The organism is Micromonospora sp. DT81.3 (assembly GCF_049847225.1).
Taxonomy (GTDB): Bacteria; Actinomycetota; Actinomycetes; order Actinomycetales; family Microbacteriaceae; genus Microbacterium.
Window position 1 is genome coordinate 251,104 of the sequence record NZ_JBNCNY010000003.1, and the last position, 26,532, is coordinate 277,635.

Annotated in this window: 23 protein-coding genes; 8 read left to right on the top strand and 15 right to left on the bottom strand. The window is 69.3% G+C overall.

Translation table 11 applies throughout. From position 1 onward, the window contains the following. The first annotated feature begins 29 nt into the window (after positions 1-29). Positions 30-1,355, top strand: a complete 1,326-nt coding sequence (locus ACPW96_RS08970; protein WP_425882788.1) for a nicotinate phosphoribosyltransferase — start codon at positions 30-32, stop codon at positions 1,353-1,355. Between the two features lie 89 nt (positions 1,356-1,444). On the opposite strand, the gene ACPW96_RS08975 is transcribed toward ACPW96_RS08970, so the two are convergent. From ACPW96_RS08975 to ACPW96_RS08985, 3 genes are read right to left on the bottom strand one after another with little or no spacing between them, the layout of a single operon-like run. Next, positions 1,445-1,711, bottom strand: a complete 267-nt coding sequence (locus ACPW96_RS08975; protein WP_325483155.1) for a DUF3039 domain-containing protein — start codon at positions 1,709-1,711, stop codon at positions 1,445-1,447. A gap of 26 nt (positions 1,712-1,737) precedes the next feature. Then, entirely contained in the window at positions 1,738-3,303 is a 1,566-nt protein-coding gene (locus ACPW96_RS08980) for a hypothetical protein (protein ID WP_425882789.1), read from the bottom strand. Next, positions 3,279-4,088: an ABC transporter ATP-binding protein gene (locus ACPW96_RS08985; protein ID WP_425882952.1), complete on the bottom strand. Its 810-nt coding sequence runs from the start codon at positions 4,086-4,088 to the stop codon at positions 3,279-3,281. The genes ACPW96_RS08980 and ACPW96_RS08985 overlap by 25 nt, the downstream gene beginning before the upstream one ends. 905 nt (positions 4,089-4,993) lie before the next feature. On the opposite strand from ACPW96_RS08985, the gene ACPW96_RS08990 reads away from it, so the two are divergent. The 4 genes from ACPW96_RS08990 to ACPW96_RS09005 all read left to right on the top strand — a co-directional run bounded on the left by ACPW96_RS08990 (position 4,994) and on the right by ACPW96_RS09005 (position 9,849). Beyond that, positions 4,994-5,686: an NTP transferase domain-containing protein gene (locus ACPW96_RS08990; RefSeq protein ID WP_425882790.1), complete on the top strand. Its 693-nt coding sequence runs from the start codon at positions 4,994-4,996 to the stop codon at positions 5,684-5,686. A gap of 88 nt (positions 5,687-5,774) precedes the next feature. After that, on the top strand, positions 5,775-6,779 hold the full coding sequence (locus ACPW96_RS08995) for a hypothetical protein (protein ID WP_425882791.1): 1,005 nt from the start codon (positions 5,775-5,777) through the stop codon (positions 6,777-6,779). Positions 6,780-6,848: 69 nt separating this feature from the next. Beyond that, positions 6,849-8,492 (top strand): S8 family serine peptidase, encoded by a 1,644-nt coding sequence (locus ACPW96_RS09000; protein WP_425882792.1) that lies wholly within the window; start codon positions 6,849-6,851, stop codon positions 8,490-8,492. A gap of 46 nt (positions 8,493-8,538) precedes the next feature. Continuing rightward, entirely contained in the window at positions 8,539-9,849 is a 1,311-nt protein-coding gene (locus ACPW96_RS09005) for an alpha/beta fold hydrolase (protein ID WP_425882793.1), read from the top strand. Here the strand turns inward: ACPW96_RS09005 and ACPW96_RS09010 are convergent. After that, on the bottom strand, positions 9,819-10,799 hold the full coding sequence (locus ACPW96_RS09010) for a dienelactone hydrolase family protein (protein ID WP_425820234.1): 981 nt from the start codon (positions 10,797-10,799) through the stop codon (positions 9,819-9,821). The genes ACPW96_RS09005 and ACPW96_RS09010 overlap by 31 nt on opposite strands. A gap of 95 nt (positions 10,800-10,894) precedes the next feature. Between ACPW96_RS09010 and ACPW96_RS09015 the strand changes: the two genes are divergently transcribed. Next, positions 10,895-11,119, top strand: a complete 225-nt coding sequence (locus tag ACPW96_RS09015; RefSeq protein WP_425882794.1) for a hypothetical protein — start codon at positions 10,895-10,897, stop codon at positions 11,117-11,119. A gap of 10 nt (positions 11,120-11,129) precedes the next feature. On the opposite strand, the gene ACPW96_RS09020 is transcribed toward ACPW96_RS09015, so the two are convergent. From ACPW96_RS09020 to ACPW96_RS09065, 10 genes are all read right to left on the bottom strand, one after another. After that, entirely contained in the window at positions 11,130-12,014 is an 885-nt protein-coding gene (locus tag ACPW96_RS09020) for a quinone oxidoreductase family protein (protein ID WP_425882795.1), read from the bottom strand. 12 nt (positions 12,015-12,026) lie between these two features. Next, positions 12,027-13,562, bottom strand: a complete 1,536-nt coding sequence (locus ACPW96_RS09025; RefSeq protein WP_425820231.1) for a CoA-acylating methylmalonate-semialdehyde dehydrogenase — start codon at positions 13,560-13,562, stop codon at positions 12,027-12,029. 27 nt (positions 13,563-13,589) lie between these two features. After that, entirely contained in the window at positions 13,590-14,930 is a 1,341-nt protein-coding gene (locus ACPW96_RS09030; RefSeq protein WP_425882796.1) for an aspartate aminotransferase family protein, read from the bottom strand. A gap of 62 nt (positions 14,931-14,992) precedes the next feature. Then, a complete protein-coding gene (locus ACPW96_RS09035; protein WP_425882797.1) occupies positions 14,993-16,156 on the bottom strand; it encodes an ABC transporter substrate-binding protein in 1,164 nt (387 codons plus the stop codon). Between the two features lie 85 nt (positions 16,157-16,241). Continuing rightward, complete coding sequence (locus ACPW96_RS09040; RefSeq protein ID WP_425820228.1) at positions 16,242-17,054, bottom strand: ABC transporter permease; 813 nt, start codon at positions 17,052-17,054, stop codon at positions 16,242-16,244. Next, positions 17,054-18,001, bottom strand: coding sequence for an ABC transporter ATP-binding protein (locus tag ACPW96_RS09045; RefSeq protein ID WP_425882798.1), 948 nt, complete (start codon positions 17,999-18,001; stop codon positions 17,054-17,056). The genes ACPW96_RS09040 and ACPW96_RS09045 overlap by 1 nt, the downstream gene beginning before the upstream one ends. Then, complete coding sequence (locus tag ACPW96_RS09050; protein ID WP_425882799.1) at positions 17,998-18,930, bottom strand: ABC transporter permease; 933 nt, start codon at positions 18,928-18,930, stop codon at positions 17,998-18,000. Before ACPW96_RS09050 ends, ACPW96_RS09045 begins: the two co-directional genes overlap by 4 nt. Beyond that, positions 18,927-19,943: a TIGR03842 family LLM class F420-dependent oxidoreductase gene (locus ACPW96_RS09055; RefSeq protein WP_425882800.1), complete on the bottom strand. Its 1,017-nt coding sequence runs from the start codon at positions 19,941-19,943 to the stop codon at positions 18,927-18,929. Before ACPW96_RS09055 ends, ACPW96_RS09050 begins: the two co-directional genes overlap by 4 nt. A 58-nt stretch (positions 19,944-20,001) precedes the next feature. Continuing rightward, positions 20,002-21,438, bottom strand: coding sequence for a dihydropyrimidinase (gene hydA / locus ACPW96_RS09060; protein ID WP_425820224.1), 1,437 nt, complete (start codon positions 21,436-21,438; stop codon positions 20,002-20,004). Between the two features lie 14 nt (positions 21,439-21,452). Continuing rightward, entirely contained in the window at positions 21,453-22,301 is an 849-nt protein-coding gene (locus tag ACPW96_RS09065) for a nitrilase-related carbon-nitrogen hydrolase (RefSeq protein WP_425820223.1), read from the bottom strand. Positions 22,302-22,422: 121 nt separating this feature from the next. Between ACPW96_RS09065 and ACPW96_RS09070 the strand changes: the two genes are divergently transcribed. After that, positions 22,423-23,790: an aminotransferase class I/II-fold pyridoxal phosphate-dependent enzyme gene (locus ACPW96_RS09070; RefSeq protein ID WP_425882801.1), complete on the top strand. Its 1,368-nt coding sequence runs from the start codon at positions 22,423-22,425 to the stop codon at positions 23,788-23,790. Between the two features lie 62 nt (positions 23,791-23,852). Further along, entirely contained in the window at positions 23,853-25,238 is a 1,386-nt protein-coding gene (locus ACPW96_RS09075; RefSeq protein WP_425882802.1) for a maltokinase N-terminal cap-like domain-containing protein, read from the top strand. On the opposite strand, the gene ACPW96_RS09080 is transcribed toward ACPW96_RS09075, so the two are convergent. Next, complete coding sequence (locus ACPW96_RS09080; protein ID WP_425882803.1) at positions 25,222-26,529, bottom strand: CDP-glycerol glycerophosphotransferase family protein; 1,308 nt, start codon at positions 26,527-26,529, stop codon at positions 25,222-25,224. The genes ACPW96_RS09075 and ACPW96_RS09080 overlap by 17 nt on opposite strands. Positions 26,530-26,532: the final 3 nt, after the last annotated feature.

Here is a 26,532-nt window from a genome sequence, read left to right on the forward strand (position 1 = left end):
GGGGCGGCGGGCCTCAGTAGGCTGTGGCCATGACGGCGTCGACGGCCCTGCACACCGACCGCTACGAGTTCACGATGCTGGATGCCGCCCTCCGCGACGGCACCGCGCACCGGCGCTGCGTCTTCGAGCTCTTCTCCCGGCGGCTCTCGGCCGGTCGCCGCTTCGGCGTGGTCGCCGGCAGCGGGCGACTGCTGAGCCTCATCCGCGACTTCCGCTTCGGCGACGACGAGCTGCGCTTCCTTCGAGACGAGAGGGTGGTGGATGCCGAGACGCTGACGTGGCTGGAGAACTACCGCTTCACCGGCTCGATCACCGGCTATCGCGAGGGCGAGCTGTACTTTCCCGGCTCGCCGATCCTGACGATCGAGGGCACGTTCGCCGAGGCGGTCGTGCTCGAGACCCTGGCCCTCAGCGTCCTCAACCATGACTCCGCCGTGGCCACGGCCGCCGCACGTATGAGCATCGCCGCGGGCGACCGGCCCCTCGCCGAGATGGGCTCGCGCCGTGCCGGCGAGCAGTCGGCGGTGGCGGCGGCCCGCGCCGCCTTCATCGTGGGTTTCGGCGCAACGAGCAACCTCGAGGCGGGCCGCCGCTGGGGGATCCCGACCATGGGGACCGCCGCCCACGCCTGGACGCTGCTGCACGACACCGAGGAGGATGCCTTCCGCTCCCAGGTCGAGTCGCACGGCGCCGAGACCACGCTGCTCGTGGACACCTATGACATCCGCGAGGGCGTCGCCACCGCGGTCCGCGTCGCCGGCACGGGGCTCGGCGGCGTGCGGATCGACTCCGGCGATCTGCCCATCGTGGCCGCCGAGGTGCGCGCGCAGCTCGACGAGCTCGGTGCCACCGCGACCAAGGTCACCGTCACCAGCGACCTCGACGAGTTCGCGATCGCCGCGCTCGCGGCATCCCCCGTCGACTCATACGGCGTCGGCACCTCGGTCGTCACGGGCTCGGGCACGCCGACGGCGGGCATGGTCTACAAGCTGGTCGCCCGGCAGGCGGCGGATGAATCGTGGGTCGCCGTCGCGAAGGCGTCGACCGACAAGGGCTCGAAGGGCGGGCGCAAGGCGGCGTTCCGCACGCTGGACAACGGCACGGCCACCAGCGAACTCATCGCCGTGTCGGACGGGTTCGAGGCCGTCGACACGCAGGACGAGCATCCGGATGCCCGGCTGCTGCAGGTGCCGCTCGCGGTCGCCGGCGACATCGACGCGTCCTTCGAGGGTCCGGCCGGCGTGCTGAGCGCCCGCGAGCATCACGGACGCGCGCGGGAAGAGCTGCCGGTGCGCGGCCTCGCCCTCAGCCGCTCCGACCCGGCGCTTCCGACGGTGTTCGTCGACGCATCCTGACCCAGCACGAACCGGACGTCCCGAATCGGACACGTCCGGAATCGGACGCGTCCCGAATCAGACCTGTCGGGAGCGGACGCGGCGCTGCGTCACTTGTTCAGCGACTCGTAGATCTCTTTGCAGGTCGGGCAGACCGGGAACTTCTCGGGATCCCGTCCGGGCGTCCACTTCTTGCCGCACAGCGCCCGCACCGGCTTGCCGGTGATCGCGGACTCGAGGATCTTGTCCTTCTTGACGTAATGCGAGAAGCGCTCGTGGTCGCCCGGCTCGATGTTCTCCTCGCGGATGAGCTCTTCGAGCTCGCGGTCGAGGGTCGCAAGTCCGCCCTGGTCTGGGCTCTCGAGGGGGGTGCTCATGGTCAGCCAGTCTAGCCTCGCACGGGCTATGCGGCCTCGGCGAACTCCATGAGGCGCGCACCGCGCCGGCGGAACAGCAGCGACCCGATCGCGATGCCGCAGACGAGCACCGCCAGACCCGTGCCGATCCCGGCCCACAGAACCGGCATGGCGTACGAGATGTCGCGCGTCAGCGCGAGCCACGCCCACCAGAGGGTGGGGACGCTCACCACGATCGCGCCGAGCAGAACCACCGCTTGGGAGATCGCTCCCCCGGCGCTCGATCGCTGGGGCTGCTGGAAGGGGCTGTCTCCCGGCCGGGAGACGGCGTACGGCGCGACCACCGAGGCGATGCTCGAGAGTCCGAGTCCCGAGAGGAACAGGGCCGCGCACACGCCGATCATCGCGGGCAGCAGCGCCCATCGGTCGTAGATCGTGATGGCGAACGGAATCGAGAGAGCCAGGAGCGGGATGCCGATCAGCAGGATCGGGATGAGCCGGCCGACGCGGTCCGCGGCCCCGTGGATGCCGCTCGCGATGTGCATCCAGATGGCGGTGTTGTCGTAGGCAACGTCGTTGTGCGGCATCCAGCCGAAGAACAGCGCCATGATCGGCACGGGCACCAGCGCCACGATGGGCAACGGCACTCCCGCGATCAGCAGCGGCACCATGACCAGGCCGGCCGCCACCGGGACGACCAGCACGTTCACGAGGTAGCGCGCGTCGCGCAGCCAGTACAGGAGGCTCCGCGCCGCCACCGCACCCGTCGGCGTGCCCGGCGCCACGGCGAACCAGCCGAGCCCGCCGCGCTCCCGGACGGAGACCGGCCCCTCCGTCGTGGTGAGCAGGCGCGCGACCAGCCAGTACCAGACGGCCGCCAGCACCAGCACCGTGGCGAGCGCGATGAGCACGGGCGTCCAGACGACGCCTCCCTGTGCCATCACGCCGGGAATCGCCCACGCCGCGCCGAACGGCGTGACGGCCAGCAAGGAGGCCGCTGACTCCAGCTGTGTCGGCACCTGTCCGTTCCATTCCAGGGAGGCGAGGAACACGACGGTGGGCACCAGCACGACGATGATGGCGAGTGCGAACAGTCCCGACAGTTCACGAGAGCGGCGCTCGCGCAGCGCAAGGGCCGTGATCGCCATGCACACCCGGGCCAGCAGCACGCAGGAGAGCACCCCGAGGAGCGCCGACAGCGCCCCGAACACGACCGGCACGCCGTGCGCCTCCCAGACGATCACCGTGCACACCGCGAGCGCGACCACTGCGACGATCGGCACGCTGACGAAGCCGGCGAGCAGCAGGATGCCGGCGAGAGAGCGTTCGCGCAGCCCGAAGACAGCGAAGCGCCGAGGATCGAGAGGATCGCTCGCGCCCGCGATCAGCGGGGCCAGCGCGAACCCGAGCGTCAGCGCGGAGCCGCCGAACAGGATCACCGTCTGCGCCACATCGGTCGGCGCATCCGTCAGCGTGAGGAGCGCCCAGCATCCGGCGGCCGTGGCTCCGGCAAGGAGGAGCAGCCCCAGGACCACCCGAGCGACGTGCGTGCGGTCGCCCCGCAGGGCGCCCAGCAGCATCACCGCCCTCAGTCCGAGAACGTGTGCAGCCACTCGAGGCCCTCCACGTCGCTGAGTCCGCCGGCGAGCTCGATGAAGCGCTGCTCGAGCGTGAGCTCTCCCCGCACATCGGCGAGGGTCCCCTCCGCGAGTGCCTGTCCTGCAACGATCACCGCGACGCGCGAGCAGACGCGCTCGACGAGCTCCATGCCGTGGCTGGAGAGGATGACGGTGCCGCCATGCGCGACGTAGGTGCCGAGGATGTCGAGGATGATCGCCGAAGACACCGGATCGACCGACTCGAACGGCTCATCGAGCACGAGCAGGCGCGGCGAGTGGATCATCGCACCCGCGAGCATGACCTTCTTCGTCATGCCGGCCGAGTAGTCGGAGACGACCCGGCCGAGGGCATCGGTGAGGTCGAAGGCGCGGGCAAGGTCCGCCGTGCGCGACTCGACGACGGCGGGGCGAAGCCCGCGCAGGATGCCGTAGTAGTACAGCAGCTGGCGCCCGGTCAGCCGGTCGAACGTGCGGAATCGATCGGGCAGCACGCCCATCAGCCGCTTGGCGGCCACGGGGTCCTTCGCGGCATCGAGGCCGCACACCTCGATGTGGCCGCGGTCGGGGCGCAGCAGACCGGCGACCATCGACAGCGTGGTGGTCTTGCCGGCGCCGTTGGGACCGACCACCCCGTAGAACGTGCCCGCCGGCACCGTGAGGTCGATCCCGTCCACGGCGACCGTGTCGCCGAAGCGCTTGGTGAGGCCGCGCACAGACAGAGCCGGGGCCTCCCCGCTGGGCTGCGGCGCATCGCCCTGTGCCGTGAGTGCGACGGCCAGTGCCTCGGCCGCCTCGTGGTCGACGGGCTCGACGTGTTCGAGGGGCTCGACGACGGAGAGGTCCTCGTGCCCCGACTGCGTGATCGTCGCGGGAACGGCGTCGACCTCGAGCTCCGGTTCGACGCGAACTCCGAACTCGGCGACTGATTCGGGTTCGGTCACGACTTCGGGTTCGGTCACGACTTCGGGTTCGGCCATGACTTCCGGCTCCGCCACGACTTCCGGCTTCGCCACGAGTTCCGGCTCCGCCACGAGTTCGGGCTCCGCCACGAGTTCCGGCTCCGCCACGAGTTCGGGCTCCGCCACGAGTTCGGGCTCCGCCACGACTTCGGGTTCGACGGGGCTTTCGGGTCCGGCCACGACAAGGGCCGGCACTTCGGCCGGAATCTTCAGTGCCGGGGCCACCGGCACGGGAAGGGGCGGCCTCGGCGGCACCACGATCGCCGGTCGCCCAGGCGTCACGATGATCTCCGCCGGGACCGGCGGCGGTCCGGAGGACTGATCCGCGGCGGCAGGCGTAGGCCGCGGTTCCGCCGATTCCCCGGCGACGCGGAGCGGACGCGGCTTCTTGGCGGGGCGGGTATTCGCCGTCTTGCGCGGGACGGGTGTCGAGAGGGCATCCGCGAGCCCGCCCTCGCCGCCGGAGACGACCCGGGCGTCCGGGTCGTCCTCGAATGGCTCTGATCGTGCCGGCATGGGTGCAGTCACCGACCCAACGTATCAACCAACCCTCTGTGAAACCGGTGCGTTCCCGAACTCGTAGCCGATGCGAAGTGTCACGAAACGACAACGGCGGTCGCGTATTGTGCCACTTCCCAGGCCTCTTCGCTACCATGGGGCAGGCACAAGGGAGTGTCGCATCGATGAATCGATAATGAAATACACGCGCACTCCGGGAGCTCATCTTGACACTTCAGACAGTCATCCTCGCTGCGGGCATGGGCTCGCGCTTGGGCCGTGCTCTGCCGAAGCCGCTGACCGAGCTGAGTGACGGACGCAGCATCATGCGTCAGCAGCACGACAACATCCGCGCCGCGTTCGGAGACGACGCCAGGATCACCACCGTCGTCGGCTATCGCGCCGAGACCATCGTCGAGGCCTTCCCCCGAGCCGACTACGTCTACAACGACCGCTACGACCAGACGAACACGTCCAAGAGCCTGCTGCGCGCCCTGCAGGCGACGGGCCGCAGCGGCGTTCTGTGGATGAACGGCGACGTCGTCTTCGACCCGCGCGTGCTCGGCCGTGCCATCTCGCTCATCGAGCGCGACCAGTCCTTCGTGTCGGTCAACACCGCCAAGGTCAGCGACGAAGAGGTCAAGTACACCGTCACGGCCGACGGGCACATCGACCAGCTGTCGAAGACCGTCAAGGGCGGGATCGGCGAGGCCGTCGGCATCAACTACATCTCTCGCGCAGACAAGAAGGCGTTCATCCGCCAGCTGTCGCGAGTGGATGACCAGGACTACTTCGAGCGCGGACTGGAGCTCGCCATCGCCGAGGACGGCCTGCGCATCCAGCCGCTCGACATCTCGGACCTCTATGCCGTCGAGGTCGACTTCGCCGAGGACCTGGAGCGCGCCAACCTCTTCGTCTGAGGCTGCGCCATCACCGGATGGCACAGCGCACAGCTGTTCTCTGTCAAGCCCCAGCGGGGCCTCGGCGTCGACGCCTAGGATCGGCGTGATGGCAGAGAAGGTGCACAAGATCCACTCGCTCCCCGACGATTCCGCGTGGGTGGGCGGGCTTCCTCCCGTGGGCTCCGTCGAGCATCCGCCCATGATCCGCGGGATCGACCGGGTGCTCGCCATCCAGCGTCCCGTCGTGCTCGCGCACATCCGCAGCATAAGCCGTCGTCATCCGGATGCCTCGCCGTCCGATATCGTGCGGATGCTCGAGCGCCGCTACCTCGCCGCGGTGACGACAGGCGGCGCCGCCGTCGGCGCGACGGCCGTGGTCCCCGGCATCGTCACCGGTGTCACCCTCGCCCTCTCCGGCGTGGAGACGATCGGCTTCCTCGAGTCGACCGCCCTCTTCGCTCAATCGGTCGCCGAGGTGCACGGGGTCGCGATCGAGGACCCCGACCGCGCCCGTGCCCTCGTGCTCACGCTCATGCTGGGCAAGGAGGGCACCGACCTCGTCCGCCAGCTGGCCGGACAGGCGCGCGGCAAGTCCGAGGGCCGCGACAAGTACTGGGGCGAGGTGGTGACGAAGTCCCTCCCCCGCGCCGCCGTGGGTCCGCTGCTCGATCGGCTCAAGAAGTCTTTCATCCACCAGTTCGGCGTCAGGGGAGGCGCCTCGTGGATCGGCAAGGCCCTGCCCTTCGGCATCGGCGCAGCCATCGGCGGAGCCGGCAACCACATCCTCGGCCGTCGCGTGCTGATCACATCGCATCGGGCATTCGGCACGCCTCCCATGGAGCTGCCGGGCGAGCTCGAGCCGCGTGCGGGCTCCGTACGCATCGGAGGTGCCGCCACCCGCACCGCCCGCCGCGTCGGCGGAGCGATCACGAGCGCGGTCGGCACCGTCGGCAAGGCGGCGGGCGGCGCCGTTGCAGGGGCCACCGGAAAGACGCGCCGCAAGGCCGCCGGCGACGAGCCCCACGCTCTGAGCGACCAGGCAGAAGCACCGAGCGCCGATCAGGCAGAAGCCACAGACTCCGACCAGCCGGCGTTCACTCCCAGCTCCTGACCACCCGACCCCGTGGCACGCGCCGCCGCCTGGCGGTACTCTCACCGCGGGGAGAGAAACGCGGGGGCCATGGCCGATTCGGACGAGCAGGCGGCGCCGTTCCCGCGCGAGTTCCCGGGGCGTCCGCCCGAGACCTCGGACACGACGCCGCCCGCCGAGCCGGCGCCGCAGCGTCCCCGGCGGAACGTGCCGCCCACCCCGCCTCCGGGCGACGCCGAAGAAGCGCCGCCCCCTCCAGCGGGCGACTTCTCCCTTCCGGGCATGCCGGAGTCGGTGTCGCTCGTCCCGGACTCCGTCATCACGCGTCCGCTGGCGCAGCGGATGGCGCAGTCTCCTGCGGGGCGGCGGATCGGAGTGCTGATCGAGGTGCGCTCCGAACTGGCGATCAGCACGGACGAGGTCATGGTGCTGGTGCTGACGATGATCGGGAACGTCGCGAAGGACGCGCCCAAGAGGCGCACGCGCTCCTACATCTTCGCGGCGCTCACGGCGGAGGAGATCCGCGCCCTCGTCGAACTCGACAGCGGAGCGGCGTCGGCCGCCACGTCGCCGAAAGGACAGATGACGAAGTCGGCGCCTCGCCGCTACGTGCACCGCATCTGGCCGAACTTCGAGGTGCAGGCGACGATCCACCGAAGCTCATTGACGACCAAGGCGGACGCGGCCGTCCGCTCGTTCGAAGCGACTGGTGAGGGCATCGTGTGGGCGGTGCTCGACTCGGGCGTGAACAGGAAGCACGAGCACTTCGCCGAGCACGGCAACCTCAAGGGTCTGGAGAACTGGCACCGCAATTTCCTCCCGGGAGGAGATGACGGGGACGCGCTCGCCGACGCGAACGGACACGGCACCCACGTCGCCGGGATCATCGCGGGCGGTCGCGTCGGCAGCGCCAAGAATCCGATCATCGCTGCCACGTGGTATCGGACTGAGGACGGCCAGACCGGGGTCTCGGACGTGCGCCTCACGCGCATCCAGGGCATGGCGCCGAAGACGAGGATCGTCTCGTGCAAGGTGCTCGATGACGACCGCATCGGCGACACCGAGTCGCTGATCACCGCCCTCGAGTACATCCAGGACCTGAACCGCGGCGGCCGCGAGATGAACGTGCACGGGGTCAACCTGTCCCTCGGCTACACCTTCGACCCTGAGTGGTTCGCCACCGGACTGAGCCCCGTGTGCCGCGAGGTCGATCGTCTGGTCAGCCAGGGCGTCATCGTGGTCGTCTCGGCCGGCAACACCGGCTACGGCTTCGCATCGGGCACCAATGGCAATGACATCCCGATGGCATTCGGCATGACGATCAATGATCCGGGGAACGCCGCGCGTGCCATCACGGTCGGCTCGACATCCATCAAGCCGCATGCGACCGGCGTGTCGTACTTCTCGTCGAAAGGCCCGACCGGCGACGGGCGAGTGAAGCCGGACCTGGTCGCCCCGGGCGAACGGGTGGTCAGCGCGGGCACCGGCAAGCTTCTCGAACGGGCCCGTGGGATGGACACGAAGGCCAGCTACGTCGAGGACTCGGGCACCTCGATGTCAGCGCCGCATGTATCAGGCGTCGCCGCCGGCTTTCTCTCCATACATCGGGAGTACATCGGGCGACCCGACGACGTGAAGCGCATCTTGATGGATGCTGCGACCGACCTCGGCCGCGACAAGCATTTCCAGGGTCGCGGGCTGGTCGATGCCATGCGCGCGATCCAGAGCGTGTGATCGGCGCCGACGCCGAGATGACGCCCAACGTGTGAAGGAGGAGGACATGAAGCTTCCCTATGCCGAGGTGTCGATCGACAAGAAGGGCGCCTTCGCCGATCCAGCTCAGCTCGAGGCGCTCGCGCGGCTGCTGGGCGAGAAGAACCCCACCGACGTCATCGTGCTCAGCCACGGCTGGAACAGCTCCCCCGCGCAGGCACGTGACCTGTACGAGAAGCTCGTCGAGTCGCTCGTCGCGGTCCGGGGTGCGGTCCGCGGCGCCCGAGCGCGGCGCTTCGTCATCGTGGGCGTTGTCTGGCCATCGATTCAGTGGGCGCCCGATGAGAGCGCCGGCGCCGGTGCGGGAGCGCTCGGCGCCGCGGACGCCCTGGCCGAACTCGTCGAACAGCGCATCGAGAGTCGCACCATCCGTAAGCGGCTGCTGGCGCTGATCCCCGAACTCGAGAACGACCCAGCGGCGCGCGCCGAATTCCTCGCGCAGCTCCGCAAGAGCGTGCCGGCGCGCGTGTTCAAGGACACCACCGAGGATGGCGACGCCCCGCCTTCGCGGTTTGCGACGGGAGACCCTGACGACGTCTTCACCGTTGTGAAGGGCAATCCAGGCCGGAGGCGGCGCGGCTCCAGAACCGTCTCCGGCGGCGCGGCATCCGTCGGCGGAACAGGGGGCATCGCCGCGACCGGCGGCGGCGCGGGCTTCTCGCTCGGCGGGTTCTTCGACGCCGCACGCAACCTCGTCAACATCACCACGTTCTACACGATGAAGGATCGCGCGGGCGTGGTCGGCCGGAAGGGCATTGCAAAGCTGCTCGAGCGTGTGCACACGGAGGCTCCCGACGCGAGGCTGCACCTCGTCGGTCACTCGTTCGGAGGGCGCGCCGTCACCGCCGCGGCACTGACGACGAAGGCGCCCATTTCATCGGTCACGCTGCTGCAGGCCGCGTACAGCCATTACGGGCTTGCCCGCAACTTCGACCGCGAGGACTGGGACAAGCCAGGAGTGCTGCCCGGCCGCAGCGGAGCCTTCGCAGACATGCCGGCCAAGATCGGAGGGCCGGTGCTCGTATCGCACACCCGAAACGACAAGGCGGTCGGGATGGCGTACGCGATCGCCGCTCGGCTGGCGGGGCACGTCGGCGTCGACCTCGGCGACGCGAATGACACCTTCGGAGGCATGGGCAGCAACGGCGCCCAGCGCACGCCCGGCGCCGTCGCGGGCGAGCTGCTGCCGGTCGGGGGGACGTACGCGTTCTCCCGCGGAGTCGTCTACAACGTGAAATCGGATGCCTTCATCGCCGACCACGGCGCGATCACGGGCCGCGAAGTGGGCTACGCCGTGCTCTCCGCCGTGATGTCCTGACGCCGAGGTGTCAGCCGCACGATCTCGGGCGTCAGCCCGGTCTCATCACGCGCGATGCCCTCGACCCGCCGGCGTCCGGACTCGGTGAGGCCGCGGTCGACGAACAGGACGACGCGGTACGGGTCGCGCGTGATCCGCGCGGTGAAGCCGGGCGGAAGTCGCGCTTCCAGGACGCTCTCCAGCGTTCCGTCCCGCTCCGGCTGCTCCCGGACGACCGACGACAGGAGCGCACGGTCGAGGAAGGCGAGCACCTCGTGCACCGCGAACTCGCGACGGTGGAGGGTGAGCACGGAGTGCCCAGCCCCCTCGAACTCGACCGCGAGGAAGCGGTCCCCGAGCTCCCGCCGGAGCGTGTCGAATCTCGTGCCGGTCGCCGCATCGGTGCGGTAGCGAAGTCCGAGCACGTCGCAGCCGCTCGCCCTGACGGCATCGAGATCTTGGGAATCGAGGCCGAGGTCCGCCCCCCGCAGGGCAGCACCGCGCGGCAGGCCGACGGCGGCGGGCAGCGACGGCTCGGCGACCACCGGTGCGATCACGGGGGCATCGGCCATCATGGCCAGAGCGAAGCCTCCCGTGAAGCACATGCCGATGACGCCGATGCCCTTCCCGCCCGTGTCCGCATGCAGGTCGCGCGCAAGCGCTCGAAGCCAACCCGCGATCGGGCTGGTTCTTCCCCGCGCGAAGACCGAGAACTCACGGCGCACGCAGAACTGCCGCGCGGTCGAGGCGATGCCGGCCGGGGAGAACCCGCCGCCGAGTTCGAACAGCCGGGGCAGCAGCACCGTGTAACCCCGGGCGACGATCTGCTCGGCGAAGGCGACCAGGTCGGGCTCGATCCCCGGGATCTCGTGGAGCACGATGACCCCGGGGCCGCGTCCCTTGCGGAACACCTGCCGTGTCTCTCCTCCGTGTGTCACATCGAGGGGGGCCCAGCTCTCAAGCTCGTCCATGCGGCCATCGTCGCAGACGGTCGGCCTCCGCGGCGGGCATATCGAGAATCCCCGACGTACGATGGGCAGGCTCGCAACGGGGGAAGGATGTCGTCATGGGATTGTTCACGCAGCGACCTGAAGAGCCGACGGAGTGGGCAGGCCTCCCCTCGGAGCCACTCGAGCAGCGCTCCCCCGCGGATCGACTGTCCACCGATGAGTCGGTGGACCTGCTCGGCCTCGTCACGGGCGCCGGGGTCGCTTCGATCTCGGTCGACATCGAAGCGGTTGAGTCGGTCAAGGCGCCGGCCGAGCCCGAGGGCGACTCCGCGGGCTCCTAGGAGCGTGCGGTCAGCGCGACGGATCGAGCACGAGCTTGCCGACCGTGCGTCGTGCTCGCAGGTCTTCGTGCGCCCGCCGCGCGTCCGCCAGCGGGTATTCGCCGCCGGCGATGATGCGCAGCGAACCGGACGACACGAGCTCGAAGAGCTCGGCCAGTACCCGGGGCATGAGGTCCGGGACCCGGACGGCGTGCGGCAGCCACATTCCCGAGATAGACGTCGAGTGGGCGAGCAGGCTCGCCGGCGACACAGGCGTCGGGGCCGTGCGGCTGGCCATGCCGTAGAAAGCCAGCCGGCCGAACGGCGCGAGGGCCCCCAGGCTCTGGTCGGTGGTGGCACCGCCGGTCATGTCGAGGACGGCATCCACCGGCTTGCCGCCGTTGGCCGAACGCAGTGCGCCGGTCAGGTCCTCGACATCCGCATCGATGGCGATGTCGGCGCCGAGCGACAGCGCCAGCTGCCGCTTCTCGGGGGTGCTCGCGGTCGCGATGACCCGACCCGCCCCCGCAGTGCGCGCGAGCTGAACGGCGAGGCTGCCGACCCCACCTGCGGCCGCATGCACCACCACGCTCTCGCCCGGCTGCAGGCGGGCGGTGTGGTGCAGGAGCAGCCACGCCGTTGCTCCCTGGACGATCAGGGCAAGGGCCGACGGGTCGTCCACCCCGTCGGGCACGTCGAAGGCGCTCCGCCGGTCGACCACCGCGCGCTCGGCGTAGCCACCCGCATCCATCAGCGCGACGACGCGGCGTCCGTCCGCCGTCCGGCCGACCACCTCACCACCCGGGATGAGAGGCAGCTTCGTGCGCGAAAGGTACGTGTCCTCCACCTGGTGCGTGTCGGCGTAGTTGATCCCGGCCCGGTCGACGGTCACGAGCAGCTGCCCCTCGCCCGCCACGGGATCGGCGCCTCAGTCGTGCTGGGGAAAACCCAGGTTGAGTCCGCCGTGCGAAGGGTCGAGCCACCGGGAGGTGACCGCCTTCTCCTGCGTGAAGAAGTCGAACCCGTGCGGCCCGTACGCTTTCGCGTCGCCGAACAGCGACGCCTTCCACCCGCCGAAGGAGTGGTACGCGACCGGCACCGGGATGGGCACGTTGATGCCGATCATGCCGACGTGCACCTCGCGCTGGAAGCGTCGCGCGGCGCCGCCGTCGTTCGTGAAGATCGCCGTGCCGTTTCCGTACTGGCTGCCGTTGATGATGCCCAGCCCCTCTTCGTAGCCGTCGACGCGCACCACCGAGAGCACCGGACCGAAGATCTCGTCGCCGTACACGGTCGATGACGTCGGCACGTTGTCGATCAGGGTGGGCCCGAGCCAGAATCCGTCCGGGTCGCCGTCGACCTCGACGTCGCGCCCGTCGACGACGACGGTTGCGCCGTCCGACGATGCCACGTCGATGTACGACGCGACCTTGTCGCGGTGCACCTCGGTGATGAGCGGCCCCATGTCGCACCCGCGAGTGCCGTCGCCGGTGCGAAGCGTCCCCATGCGCTGGCTCACCTTCTGAACGAACTCGTCGGCGATCGTGTCGACGGCCAGCACGACGGAGATGGCCATGCAGCGCTCACCCGCCGATCCGAAGCCGGCGTTGACAGCGGCATCTGCGGCGAGGTCGAGGTCGGCATCCGGAAGCACCAGCATGTGGTTCTTCGCTCCCCCGAGCGCCTGCACCCGCTTGCCGTGGCCGGTGGCCGTCTCGTAGACGTAACGAGCGATCGGCGTGGAGCCGACGAATGAGATCGCGCGTACATCGGGGTGCTCGAGCAGCGCGTCGACCGCCTCCTTGTCGCCGTGCACGACGTTGAGCACGCCGTCGGGGAGCCCCGCTTCTTTGAGGAGCGCCGCCATCCAGTTCGCCGCGGACGGGTCCTTCTCGCTCGGCTTCAGGACGACGGCGTTACCGGCCGCCAGCGCGATCGAGAAGAACCAGAGCGGAACCATCGCGGGGAAGTTGAACGGGCTGATGATTCCCACGACGCCGAGGGGCTGACGCAGCGTGTAGACGTCGATGCCGGTGGAGACGTTCTCGGAGTAAGCGCCCTTGGTGAGGTGCCCGAGGCCGCACGCGAACTCGACGACCTCCATGCCGCGGGCGATCTCGCCGAGCGCGTCCGAGAGCACCTTGCCGTGCTCGGAGGTGAGGATCTCGGCGAGCTCCTGCTTGCGCGCGTTCAGCAGCTCTCGGAAGGCGAACAGCACCGTCTGGCGTTTGGCGATCGAGGCGTCCCGCCACTCGACGAGGGCGGCCGAAGCGATCTCGACGGCGGCCGACACGTCATCGGTCGATGCCAGCCGCACCTCCTTCTGCACGATGCCCTTCGCCGGGTCGTACACCGGGCCCGTGCGTGTGGACGTCCCCGCCCACGCGGCGCCGCCGACCCAGTGATCGAGCACCGTGGGCTCGGTCGTCTTCGCTTCACGCTCGATCGTCGTCGTATCGGTCATGATGTTCCCTTCTATGGACCCGGAGGCCTAGTTCTGCGGGACGAGGCTCAGGACCTCGTCGTAGATCGACAGCGCCTGCGCCACCTCGTCGTCGGTGACGACGCAAGGCGGAACGACGTGTATGCGGTTGTCCTGCACGAAGGGAAGAAGGCCGCGTGCGAGCAGGTTCTTCTTGACCTCAGCCATGGCATCCGCCGCGAGGGGCTCACGCGAGTCGCGGTCGGCCACCAGCTCCAAGGCCCAGAATACGCCTTCGCCTCGTACCTCTCCGAGAACGGAATGCTCGTCGGCGAGAGCGTTCAATCCCGGCCCGATGGCTTCGGCGCCGACCCGCCGGGCGTTCTCGACGATGCCCTCCGACTCCATCGCGTCCAGCGCCCCGACGATGGACGCCATCGCCAGCGGATGTCCGCTGTAGGTCAGTCCGCCCGGGAAGACCCGCTCGTCGAACGTCGCCGCGATCACGTCCGAGATGATCACGCCGCCGACCGGGACGTAGCCGGAATTGACCCCCTTCGCGAACGTGATCAGGTCGGGCACCACGTCGTAGCCCTCGAACGCGAACCAGCGTCCTGTGCGTCCGAAGCCCGCCATCACCTCATCGAGGATCAGCATGATGCCGTACCGGTCGGCGAGTGCGCGCACTCCCGCGAGGTAGCCCGGTGGTGGGATGAGGATGCCGGCGGTGCCCGGCACCGACTCCAGCAGGATCGCAGCGACGCCGTCGGGTCCTTCCGACTGGATGACCCGCTCGAGATGCCGCAGGGCGCGTTCGCTCTCCTGCTGGGGCGATGTCGCCCAGAACTCGCTGCGGTAGAGGTACGGGCCGAAGAAGTGCACGTGGCCACGGGCGAACTCGTTCGGGATGCGGCGCCAGTCACCCGTCGACACGATGGCCGCGCCGGTGTTGCCGTGGTACGACCGGTACGTGGAGAGCACCTTGTCGCGCCCGGTGTGCAGGCGCGCCATCCGGATCGCGTTCTCGTTGGCGTCGGCGCCGCCGTTGGTGAAGAAGACCTTCGAGAACCCATCCGGCGCCCGCGAGACGATGCGGTGGGCGGCCTCCCCCCGTGCCAGGTTCGCGGTCGACGGTGCGACGGTGGCAAGGAGGTCGGCCTGCTCGTGGATCGCGCGCACGACCGCCGGATGCTGGTGGCCGATGTTGAGGTTGACCAGCTGGCTCGAGAAGTCGAGGTAGCGGTTGCCCGCATGGTCCCAGACGGTGGTGCCGGATCCTCCGGCGAGCACGAGGGGCTTCAGTGCCCCCTGCGCCGACCACGAATGGAAGACGTGCGCGCGGTCGAGTTCGTAGGTGCGGGCGTCGAGGTCCGCGGTTTCCACGGGCTCGGTCTGCAGTTCCGCGGTCATGATGGTGGTGCCTTTCTTCGGGGTCGAGCGGGCCGCGCTGTGCGGCCCGCTCGACGGTGGCGCTAGTTGCCGCCCTCTTCGAGGGTGACGTCGATCGGGGTGAAGCCGTCTCCGGTGAGGTCGATGTCCTCGTCCGCCAGTTCGTCGTGGGCCTTCTCGATCCACTCGTTCGTCCACGCGGACGAGGGCGGCTCCTCGCTGATGAGCCTCGCGCCCGTCTCGTTGACGGCGGCCAGCGCGCCCTCGACGGTCTTGTTCCACGCGGCCTCGTCGATGTATCCGATGCCGTCCGGTGAGGGCCAGATGAGCTTGTTGGTCTCATTCACCATCCACAGTTCGTGGCTCGGACCCCATGCGGAGCCGGCGGCGAGCGTGATCTCCGACGCCTCTTCGGGGTTCTCCGCGGCGTACACCCAGCCTTTGATGGCGGCCTTCAGGAACTTCACGGTCGTGTCCTGATACTCCTCGTCGCTCTCCAGACGCTCGGTGTCGGCCCAGATGGCGTCCTGCAGCATCGCGCCCGCGGTCTCCTCGTAGCTGATGACGGAGAAATCGTCTGGTGTGTACTGCTCACCGGTCTCAGGATCGACCGCCTCCAGCAACTGCGCATACTCGTTGTACGTCATGGCCTGGGCCGCGTCGATGTCGCCCTGCAGGAACGCATTCATGTTGAAGTCCTGCGTGATGATCTCGACCGTGGAGGAGTCCAAGCCCTCCTCGGCCATCGCGGCGAAGATCTCCCACTCGTTGCCGAAGCCCCACGAGCCGATCTTCTTACCCTCGAAGTCGGCGACCGAGTCGATGCCGGAATCCGCCCACGAGACCTGGAGCGTGCCGGAGCGCTGGAAGATCTGCGCGATCTCAGTGACATTCGCGCCGGCCTCGATCGACCCGAGCACCTTCGGAACCCACGCGATGGCGTAGTCGACGTCGCCGTTGTTGAGCGCATCCTGCGGCACGATGTCGCCACCGGACGGGATGATCTCGACCTCCAGGCCCTCTTCCTCGAAGAAGCCCTGCTCCTGGGCCGCGAAGTACCCGGCGAACTGGCCCTGCGGCAGCCACTGCAGCTGCAGCTTGACGGGGGTCAGGTCGCCGGAGCCGGCATCGCCCGAGGCGTCGCCGTCCCCCGACCCGCCTGAGCCACCGGAACAGGCGGCCAGGACGAGGGCTCCGGTGACGACGAGCGCCCCTGCCGCGACGAGGCGGCGTGTGCTGTGTGTCATGTCAGTCCTTTCATTACTCTCGGGTGCAGTTCGGCCTCGGCGCCCGGTGGCGGGAGGACGGGTGGGTAAGACGCCGTCGCAGTGCTCATGTGCCGGAGGGGCGGCGCACGACGAGACGCTCGAGCAGGAGCGTGGCGACGAAGAACAGCAGTCCCAGCAGGATCGCCGCGAACACGAACGCCCATGCCAGGGCGTAGGCGCTCGTCGCCGCCGACGTCGAGATGAGGCCGCCCAGCCCGCCGCGAGGACCGCCGAAGTACTCGGCCACCAGCGCCGAGATGACGGCGAGCGACGAGGCGATGCGGATGCCGGTGAAGATGAACGGCACCGCGGTGGGCAGAGTCACCGTACGGAGGATCTGGGTGCCGCCGGCCGCGTACGCGGCCATCAGGTCGCGATGCACGGGGATCACCTGGCGGAAGCCTCGGAGGGTGTTCAGGAAGACGGGAACGAACGAGGCCAGCGCGGCGATCGCCTGGCGGCCGAACTGGCTGTCGGCGCCGAACATCGAGTTGAGCACCGGGGCGAGGGCGACGATCGGGATGACGGCGAGGCTCGCGACGACGGGCGCGCTCATCATGTCGAGGGCGCTCCAGCGCGAGGCGAGGGCGGCCAGCAGGATGCCGAGGACCGAGCCGACGACCAGCCCGATGAACGCGTTCGTGCCGGTGATGAGGGTCGCCGAGAGGATGGCGGGGGCGAAGGCGACGAACTGCTCGAGGATCGACGCAGGGCTCGGCAGCAGGTACTCGCTCACCCCCACGACGCTGACGAGGAACTGCCACCCGCCCAGCACGACCACCCCGACGACGACCGGTGCGGCGATCCGAAGCCAGCCGTCGCTCCCGCCGGTGCGCACGCGCACCCTGCCCGTGGCGGTGGTGGATGCCGTCGCCATCAGCGGTTCTCCACTCCCCTGGCCGCGCCCGCGTCGAGCGACCCGGTGCCCTGGTGCAGGGCTTCGCGCACGGCGGTGACCATCTCGAAGAACGACGTGTCCTCGCGCAGATCGTCGGTGCGCGCGCCGGTGCGCTCCAGTCGCATGGGCACGATCTCCTGGATCCGGCCGGGTCGCGGCGACATCACGACGACACGGTCGGAGAGGAAAACCGCCTCGGGGATCGAATGGGTGACGAACACGACGGCGGCACCCGTCTCTCCGCAGATCCGCACGAGCTCGGTCTGCATCCGCTCCCGGGTCATCTCATCCAGAGCGCCGAAGGGCTCGTCCATGAGCAGCAGGCTCGGCCGCTCGGCGAGAGCGCGCGCGATCGCGACGCGCTGCTGCATCCCGCCCGAGAGCTGGTCGGGATACCGGTCGGCGAAATCGGTGAGGCCCACCATCTCGAGCAGCTCTGACACCCGGGCGCGCCGGCCCGAGGCATCCGTCCCGTGCAATTCGAGCGGCAGGGCGACGTTGGCCGACACCGTGCGCCACGGGAGCAGCCCGGCTTGCTGGAAGGCGATGCCGTAGTCCTGGTCCTTGCGCGCCCGCTCGGCGGTCTTGCCGAACACCCGGATGGCCCCGGCGGTCGGCGAGTCGAGGTCGGCGATGAGGCGCATCAGCGTGGACTTGCCGCATCCCGACGGCCCGATGAGCGATACGAACTCGCCGGCCGCCACCGTGAGGTCGACGCCGACCAGGGCCGGCACCTCGCCCGAGCGCGTCTGGAACGTCTTGTCGACGCCCGTGGCCTCGACCGCGGCGAGTCCCGCGATCGCGCCCGGATCCTCCGGTCCCTGAGCCGAATCCTCCGGTCCCTGAGCCGAATCCTCCGGGCCCTGACCCGAATCCTCCGGTCCCTGAGCCGAATCCTCCGGTCCCTGAGCCTGTCGAAGGGTCATGCGCCCACCTCCACTCGACGGTAATTCCTGAACAGCACACCGAGGAGGGCGACCGATCCGGCGGCGACGAGGCCCAGCAGGATCGCGCCGAAGATCGGCCCCCACGCCTTCGCCGGGTCGCCGGACGCCTGCCCCGCATACTGGATGAGGATGCGCCCGATGCCGCCCTGAAGTCCCGTCGAGACCTCAGCCACGACCGCTCCTACGACGGCGTTCGCCGCGCCGAGGCGCAGAGCCGGGATCAGGTACGGCACGGATGCCGGGAACCGGAGCTTCAGGAGCGTCGCCCAATAGCCGGCCGCATAGGTGCGCATCAGTTCCGTGTGAATGCGATCGGGGGATTGCAGGCCGCGGAGCGCGCCGATCGCGATGGGGAAGAAGGCGAGGTAGCTGGCGATCAGCGCGACGCTCATCCAGTCCTGCCACTCGAGGGCACCGATCTCGATGCGAGAGCCCCAGCTGCGGACGATCGGCGCGAAGGCGATGAGCGGCACCGTCTGGCTGAGCACGATCCACGGCAGCAGGCCCCATTCGGCGAGCCGCCAGCGCTGCATGATCAGGGCGAACCCGATGCCCACCACCACCCCGATGAGCCACCCGACAGCGGCGATGCCGAGCGTCACGACGGCGGCCAGCGCCACCTCGAGCCACAGCGGGTTCGCCGAGGGCGAGCGGGTCACCGGCTCGAGCAGCCGGGCGCCCATGTCCCAGACGTGCGGCATCGCGAGATCCGTCGTGCGGGGAAGCACCCGCATGTCGCCGACCAGCACGCCCTCCGCGGGACCGAGCGCCTTGTAGAGCTCCCAGAGCACGGCCACCAGCACGATGCCCACGATCCCCCAGAGCCAGCGCGCCGCCTCACGCCCGCCGCGTCGGCGGCGGATGGACGGCGCAGGCGCCGCCTCCTCGAGCAGGGTGGATGTCGTCATGCCTTGGCCGTGAGGTGGTCGGAGAGCGCCGGGATCACGGTCTCGCCGTAGACGCGCAGCGTCTCCTCCTTGTTGTCGTGCTGGAGGTACCCGGCGAACTGGTCCACCCCGAGCGCTTTGAGCTCCTGGAGCTTCTCGATGTGCTGCGCCGACGTGCCGAGCACGCAGAACCGGTCGATGATCTCGTCCGGGACGAAGTCGGTGTGCGTGTTGCCGGCGCGACCATGCTCGTTGTAGTCGTAGCCGTGCCGGCCCTCGATGTAGTCGGTGAGCGCCTGGGGCACCGCCCCGGACGCCCCGTACTTCGCGACGATGTCGGCGACGTGATTGCCGACCATGCCGCCGAACCAGCGGCACTGGTCGCGCATGTGCTGCCGGTCGTCGCCGATGTAGAACGGCGCAGCGACGCAGATCTTCACGCTCATCGGGTCGCGGCCGGCGGCCTCCGCGGCATCCCGCACGTGCTGGATCATCCACTTGGCGATGTCGACGTCGGCCAGCTGCAGGATGAAGCCGTCGCCCACCTCGCCCGCCAGCTTGAGCGCGAGAGGTCCGTACGCCGCGACCCAGACATCCAGCCGACTGCCGACCGACCACGGGAACCGCAGGGTCGCCCCGTTGTACTCGACCTCGCGCGAGTTGGCGAGTTCGCGGATGACGTGAATCGACTCGCGGAGCTCCTTGAGGGTCGTCGGCTTGCCGTTGGTCACGCGCACGGCCGAATCGCCCCGGCCGATGCCGCAGATGGTGCGGTTGCCGTACATCTCGTTGAGGGTGGCGAAGACGGATGCCGTGACCGTCCAGTCGCGCGTGGCCGGATTCGTCACGAACGGACCCACGGTGACCCGACGCGTCTCGGCCAGGATCTGGCTGTAGATGACGTACGGCTCCTGCCAGAGCAGGTGCGAGTCGAACGTCCAGACGTGCGAGAAGCCGTGCTGCTCGGCGAGCTTGGCGAGAGCGATGGTGCGCGACGCCGGCGGATTCGTCTGGAGAACTGCTCCGAACTGCATGGCTAGACCCCCCGGTCGTTGAGCGAGCGAAGCGAGACGAAACGCGGCGACAGCACGTTCACACCAGATACTGCGACAGGCCGCGGCGGAGGTACTGCCCGTGCCCGGCCGCACCGTGGTACTGGCCGCTGTCGACGATCACGCGCCCCCGCGAGATCACCGTGTCGACGTGCCCGTCGATCTCGTAGCCCTCCCACGCCGAGTAGTCCATGTTCATGTGGTGGGTCTTCCCATATCCGATCGAGGTGTGCCCGTTCGGGTCGTAGATCACGATGTCGGCATCCGCGCCGGGGGCGATGACGCCCTTCTTGCCGTACAGGCCGAACATGCGGGCCGGGGTCGTGCTGGTCAGCTCGACCCAGCGCTCCAGTGTCAGCTCGCCCGTGACGACGCCCTGATACATGAGGTCCATGCGGTGCTCGACCGAGCCGATGCCGTTCGGGATCTTGCGGAAGTCGCCGAGGCCGAGCTCCTTCTGATCCTTCATGCAGAACGGGCAGTGGTCGGTGGAGACCATCTGCAGGTCATTGGTGCGCAGCGCCTGCCACATCGAGTGCTGATGCCCCTCGGCGCGGGAGCGCAGCGGGGTGGAGCACACCCACTTCGCACCCTCGAACCGACCGAACTGCTCGCTCGATGCCCCGAGCTGATCCTCGAGGGAGAGGTACAGGTACTGCGGGCATGTCTCGCCGAAGACGTTCTGACCGCGGTCGCGGGCCGTGGCGATCTGCTCGACGGCCTGCTTCGCGCTGACGTGCACGACGTACAGCGGCGCGCCGGTGAGATTCGCGAGCATGATCGAGCGGTGCGTCGCCTCCTCCTCCATCTGCCACGCACGGGCGATGCCGTGGAAGTAGGGGTCGGTCTTGCCCTCGGCGACGAGCTGCTCCGCCAGCACGTCGATGACGGGCCCGTTCTCGGCGTGCATCATCGTGAGGAGCCCGGTGTCGCGGCTGACCTGCATGGCCTTCAGCACCTGGGCGTCGTCGGAGTAGAAGACGCCTGGGTAGGCCATGAACAGCTTGAAACTCGTGATGCCCTCGTCGATCAGGCCGGGCATCGCCGCCAGCGCGTCGTCATCGACCCCGCCGATGATCTGGTGGAAGCCGTAGTCGATCGCGCAATTGCCGGCGGCCTTCGCATGCCACGCGGCGAGACCGTCCTCGATCCGCTCGCCGTAGCGCTGCACCGCGAAGTCGATGATCGACGTCGTCCCGCCCCACGCGGCCGCCCGGGTGCCGGTCTCGAAGGTGTCGGACGCGGCGGTGCCTCCGAAGGGAAGCTCCATGTGGGTATGCGCGTCGATCCCCCCGGGGATGACGTACTTTCCCGTGGCGTCCAGAACGGCGTCGACGGATGCGGTCAGGTCGGTCCCGAGCAGCTGCGATCCGGGTGCGAGCACGGCGACGATGCGCTCGCCGTCGATGAGCACATCGGCCTGCACCCGCCCGGTCGCGCTGACGACCGTCCCGCCGGTGAGAAGTGTCGTTGTCATGCCATCCCCCGTGCCTACGGCTTCGCGATCGAGTTGTACGAGTCGGGTCTGCGGTCGCGATAGAACTGCCAGTCGTCGCGCATCTCCCGCACCATGTCCATGTCCAGGTCTCGGATGAGCACTTCCTCTTCGGAGCCCGACCCGCGCTCCCCGACGAAATTGCCACGGGGGTCGATGACCTGGCTGGTGCCGTAGAAGTCGACGGCCAGCTCGCCGTATTCGTTGTCTTCGCGCCCCACGCGGTTGGGCTGAAGCACGAAGTAGCCGTTGGCGACGGCGGCGGCAGGGCCCTCGACCTCCCACAGCCGGTTGGACAGGCCAGGCTTGGTGGCGTTGGGGTTGAAGACGACGTGCGCGCCGTTCAGGCCGAGCTCTCGCCATCCTTCAGGGAAGTGCCGGTCGTAGCAGATGTACATGCCGACCTTGCCCACGGAGGTGTCGAACACGGGGTATCCGAGGTTGCCGGGCCGGAAGTAGAACTTCTCGTAGAAGCGGTCGAGGTGCGGCAGGTGGTGCTTGCGGTATTTGCCGAGGATCGTGCCGTCTGCCTCGACGATCACGGCGGTGTTGTAGTAGACGCCGGTGATGTCCTCCTCGTAGATCGGGAGGATCATGACCATCTCGAGCTCCTTTGCGAGGGCCGCGAAACGCTGCACGATCGGGCCGTCGGCCGGCTCAGCGTAGCGGTAGTACTTCTTGTCTTCGGTGATGCCGAAGTAGGGCCCGTAGAAGAGCTCCTGGAAGCAGATGATCTGGGCACCCTGCTCCTTCGCCTGGCGCGCGAAGCCCTCGTGCTTCGCGATCATGGACTCCTTGTCGCCGGTCCATGTCGTCTGGGTGATGGCGGCTCGTACCGTGGCCATTCCCCGCTCCCGTCTGTCGTCGTTCCGGTTTTGTTATCGTGATGCGTGAACATTTCGTTTGTGTTTCCCCGCTTTTGCGATTGTTCATCACCTTCGGGTCCCAGCGAAAGGTCTGGCGTCGATGGATTTTCCTCTCGAGTTCCCGGATCGATCGCCGGGGGGCATCGCCGCGACCATCGCCCGGGGCGTATCGGCCGGTGATCTCGCACCCGGCGACCGCCTGCCGACCGTCCGCACGCTCGCGGCCGCCATCGGGGTGAGCCCGGCGACGATCAGCGCCGCGTGGCAGGCGCTGGGCCGCGCCGGCCTCATCGAATCGCGCGGGCGCGCCGGGTCGTTCGTGCGAGAACGCCGGAGGGACTGGCTCACCCCGCGGATGCGAGGACTGGCGGGCTACGGCGAACCCCTCAAGCTGGACCTCTCCCGGGGCACCCCTGATCCGGCGCTGCTGCCGCCGCTCGGGCCCGCGCTCGGGCGCGTGTCGATGCGGGCCGAGACCGGAAGCTATCAGGAGCTGCCGGTCATGCCGGAGCTCGCACGCGTGCTCGCCGAGAGCTGGCCGACCACGGCGCAGTCGATCACCGTGGTCGACGGAGCCCTGGACGGCATCAGCCGCACCCTCGAAGAACTCCTGAGCTTCGGCGACCGGGTCGCCATCGAGAGCCCCGGCTTCCCGCCCTTCTACGACCTGCTCGACGCACTCGGAGCGGATGCGGTGCCCATGGCCGTCGACGAGTGCGGCGTGACTCCCGCCGCACTGTCGAGCGCGCTCGGTCGCCGCGTGCGTGCGGTTCTCCTCCAGCCGCGAGCCCACAATCCGACCGGCGCGTCGATGACCGAGGAGCGCGCCCGGGAGCTGGCGCAGATCCTCGAGACGCACCGAGACGCCGCGGACGTCGTGGTGGTCGAGGACGATCACTCCGGCTTGATCTCGCTGGCTCCGGACGTCTCGATCGGCCGCTGGCTGCCCTACCGCGTCGTCCACGTCCGGAGCTTCTCGAAGTCACACGGTCCCGATCTGCGGATCGCGGCACTGGGCGGTCCATCGGCGGTGATCGACCGGATCGTGGCCCGGCGGATGCTCGGCCCTGGGTGGACCTCGCGCATGCTGCAGCGCATCCTCTACGACCTGCTGACGGATGCCGCGGCCACCGCTCAGGTCGAACTGGCGCGCGCAACGTACGCCGCACGCCAGAGGGCACTGGTCATGGCGCTCGCCGAAGAGGGAATCGCGCTCGCCCTTCCCGATGGCATCAACCTGTGGCTGCCGGTGGTCAGCGAGCGGGCCGCCATCGTGCAGCTCGCGGCAGCCGAGATCCGGGTCGCCTCGGGATCGCCCTTCATGGTCGGCGGCGGCCCCGAGGGCGCACCCGAGTTCGTGCGCGTCACGGTCGGCGGGCTGAACGGCGACGTCCCCCCTGCCGCCCGGGCCCTGGCATCGGCCGCCGCGCACACCGCTGTGCCGGTGTTCGCTCTAGGAGGCCGCTGACCGTGCGCAAGCGCTTACTGCCCGAATCGACACGTGCGCCGCGCGGGCAATAGTCTCACAGGATGGACAGCACACTGGCGTGTCTTGCGGCCTGGATGCCAAGGCAGCGCTGGTATGCCGCCAAGGGCCGAACACCCACCCTCCGTTTCGTCGCATCCTGGGATCTTCCCCTCGACCCTGGTGCCGATGACGACAGCGACGCCCACGTCCGCACGTACCTCGTCACAGACGAGGGCTCCCTCCCGCCCGTGACGTATCAGGTGCCCGTCGTGGCGCGGGCCACATCATCCGTCGATGCCGCCGCCGCCCACGTGATCGGCAACCCCGAACCCGGCACGACCCTCATCGACGGTCCGTTCGACCCCGCCTACGCAGGAGCGCTGCTGCGGATGGCCGCGCACGGCGGCGAGGGGCGCGGGTCCCGCACGCTCGCCCGCGGCGTTCCCTCGCCGGCGGCTCCGCCGACCGCGCGGCACGCCGAATCGGCCGTGGTCACCGGCGAGCAGTCCAACACGAGCATCGTCTACCGACTCGAGAACGCCGCCCACGTGCCGGTGATCTGCAAGGTCTTCCGCCAGGTGCACCCCGGCCTCAACCCCGACATCGAGCTGCAGACCGCGCTCGCCGCTGCCGGTTCCTCTCGGGTGCCCCGTGCCATCGGCTCGATCGAGGGCCAGTGGCCCGATCCCAGCGACCCCCGCAACACGACGAGCGGATCGCTCGCGTTCGCCCAGGAGTTCCTGCCGGGGGTCGAGGACGCGTGGCGCGTGGCACTGCGCGCCGCGGCATCCGGGGAGGACTTCTCCGACCGCGCGTACGCGCTCGGCGTCGCAACCGCCGAAGTCCACGTGTCGCTCTCCGCCCTCTTCCCGTCGAACGAGACGACGCCCGCCGACCGAGACGCCACCCGCCGTACGTGGCGGCGGAGGCTGTCGACGGCCATCGCCGAAGTGCCCCAGCTGGCGGCGAGCGAAGACGCGATCGAGGCCGTCTACGGGCGTGCCGCCGAGGAGCGGTGGCCGGCGCTGCAGCGCATCCACGGCGACTACCACCTGGGTCAGGTCATCCTCGTCCCCGGCCGGGGGTGGGTGCTGCTCGACTTCGAGGGCGAGCCCATGCGACCGATGGCCGAGCGCGTGCGACCCGACCTGGCACTCCGTGATGTCGCCGGCATGCTGCGCTCGTTCGACTACGTCGCCGGCTCCATCCGGCTCGACCAGCCGGACCGCTCCAGGGAGTCTGTCCGCGAGTGGGCGCTCACGGCGCGGCGTGCCTTCCTGCGGGGTTATGCGGCGGCGTCGGGCGCGGAACTCGACGCGACGCGGCACCTGCTCGACGCTCTCGAGCTCGACAAGGCGGTGTACGAGGCGATCTACGAGTCGCGCAATCGCCCGACGTGGGTCCCCATCCCGCTGCTCGCGATCTCGCGGCTCATCGCCCGGGACTGAGCCCGGGTTCGGAGTCGTCGAACTCGGCCTCCTCCGGTTCCGGATCGTTCTCCTGCTCGTCGTCGTCGAGCGCGCGGTCGTGCCACACGTCCCACTCCCCCATGAGCCGCTCGATCGCGGCGTGGAACTTCGCCGTCGCGGCACCGGGTGACGTGTCGCCGAAATAGTGCGTCACCCAGTGGGTGAGCCGCGCGGTGGCCGCTTCATCGCCCAGCACGCGGGTTACCTCGCCCACGACCGCGGGGGCGGATGCGGCATCCAGCCACTCGCACGCCTGCAGATAACCGTAGGTGTCGACGGCCGCCTCGGGGTCGATGGGGCGCGTCACGAGCAGTGGCTTGCCGGCAGCCAGCCGGTCGTAGACCATCGCGGAGATGTCGACCACCGCGACATCCGCCGCGGCGAGCTGCCACCCCAGTTCCGGGCCGTCGTCGAACACGTGATGCGCCGCCTGATCGGCGGAATTGGAGGTCGTGAGCGCGGCGATGATGCGCTGGTTGGCGGCGCCGTACTCGCGGTTCACCACTCCGCTGCGCGGATGCGGGCGGTAGATGACGCGGTGCGTGCCGGTGGCGAGCAGCGCCCGCACGAGGGCCTCCCCGTGGCTGAGGATCGACCCGTAGTGCGCCGACGGCCTGTCGCCCTCCCATGTCGGGGCGTATAGCACCACCGTTCGTTCGTCGGGCGTGTAGGGCAGGGCCCCGGAGTAGTGGTCCGCCTGCGGGCGGCCGATCTCGATCGTGCGGCGGTCGATGTCGTACTCCCACAGCACCCGGCCGAGGCGCTCTCTCGCCGCCTGACCGGCGACGAAGGCGTAGTCATACGCCTTGTACTGGTTCGTCGTCATGTACATCTTGTCGGACTCGCCGTGGTTGATGAACACGTGCCAGCGGCGACCGTATCGGAACATCTGGAAGTTTCGCGTGTTCTGGTTGACGTAGAGCACGACCCGGATGTCCTGGTCGGCGATGAACGCCTCGACATCCCGCACCGTCGGCACGAAGGCGACGGGCGGTGCATCCTCGGCCAGCAGCGCCCGTGCTCCGGTCGCGACGCGGGAGAGCACTACCACGGGCCAGGTCTTCGACAGTTCGGCGAGCGGCTTGTACCACTGCCTCATCTGGTACATGTTCACCGCGCCGTCGGCGAAGTACACGGCGACGCGATAGTGGTGGAGCGGATGCGGCGGCAGCACGTCGAGGGTGTGCCGCACGCTCTGCACCGCGCGGCGGGACGCCATGGCCCTGCGCACCAGCGCGATCGCCTTCTGCGCGTCCGAGACCCATCCCACGCG

Coding starts and splice junctions, on each gene's coding strand:
- hydA (WP_425820224.1), bottom strand. CDS start 21,438: ATGACAACGACACTTCTCACCGGCGGGACGGTCGTCAGCGCGACCGGG.
- ACPW96_RS09045 (WP_425882798.1), bottom strand. CDS start 18,001: ATGACCCTTCGACAGGCTCAGGGACCGGAGGATTCGGCTCAGGGACCG.
- ACPW96_RS09055 (WP_425882800.1), bottom strand. CDS start 19,943: ATGCAGTTCGGAGCAGTTCTCCAGACGAATCCGCCGGCGTCGCGCACC.
- ACPW96_RS08975 (WP_325483155.1), bottom strand. CDS start 1,711: ATGAGCACCCCCCTCGAGAGCCCAGACCAGGGCGGACTTGCGACCCTC.
- ACPW96_RS08970 (WP_425882788.1), top strand. CDS start 30: ATGACGGCGTCGACGGCCCTGCACACCGACCGCTACGAGTTCACGATG.
- ACPW96_RS09065 (WP_425820223.1), bottom strand. CDS start 22,301: ATGGCCACGGTACGAGCCGCCATCACCCAGACGACATGGACCGGCGAC.
- ACPW96_RS09025 (WP_425820231.1), bottom strand. CDS start 13,562: ATGACCGATACGACGACGATCGAGCGTGAAGCGAAGACGACCGAGCCC.
- ACPW96_RS09030 (WP_425882796.1), bottom strand. CDS start 14,930: ATGACCGCGGAACTGCAGACCGAGCCCGTGGAAACCGCGGACCTCGAC.
- ACPW96_RS09035 (WP_425882797.1), bottom strand. CDS start 16,156: ATGACACACAGCACACGCCGCCTCGTCGCGGCAGGGGCGCTCGTCGTC.
- ACPW96_RS09015 (WP_425882794.1), top strand. CDS start 10,895: ATGGGATTGTTCACGCAGCGACCTGAAGAGCCGACGGAGTGGGCAGGC.
- ACPW96_RS09005 (WP_425882793.1), top strand. CDS start 8,539: ATGAAGCTTCCCTATGCCGAGGTGTCGATCGACAAGAAGGGCGCCTTC.
- ACPW96_RS09075 (WP_425882802.1), top strand. CDS start 23,853: ATGGACAGCACACTGGCGTGTCTTGCGGCCTGGATGCCAAGGCAGCGC.
- ACPW96_RS09050 (WP_425882799.1), bottom strand. CDS start 18,930: ATGACGACATCCACCCTGCTCGAGGAGGCGGCGCCTGCGCCGTCCATC.
- ACPW96_RS09000 (WP_425882792.1), top strand. CDS start 6,849: ATGGCCGATTCGGACGAGCAGGCGGCGCCGTTCCCGCGCGAGTTCCCG.
- ACPW96_RS09070 (WP_425882801.1), top strand. CDS start 22,423: ATGGATTTTCCTCTCGAGTTCCCGGATCGATCGCCGGGGGGCATCGCC.
- ACPW96_RS09010 (WP_425820234.1), bottom strand. CDS start 10,799: ATGGACGAGCTTGAGAGCTGGGCCCCCCTCGATGTGACACACGGAGGA.
- ACPW96_RS09040 (WP_425820228.1), bottom strand. CDS start 17,054: ATGGCGACGGCATCCACCACCGCCACGGGCAGGGTGCGCGTGCGCACC.
- ACPW96_RS08995 (WP_425882791.1), top strand. CDS start 5,775: ATGGCAGAGAAGGTGCACAAGATCCACTCGCTCCCCGACGATTCCGCG.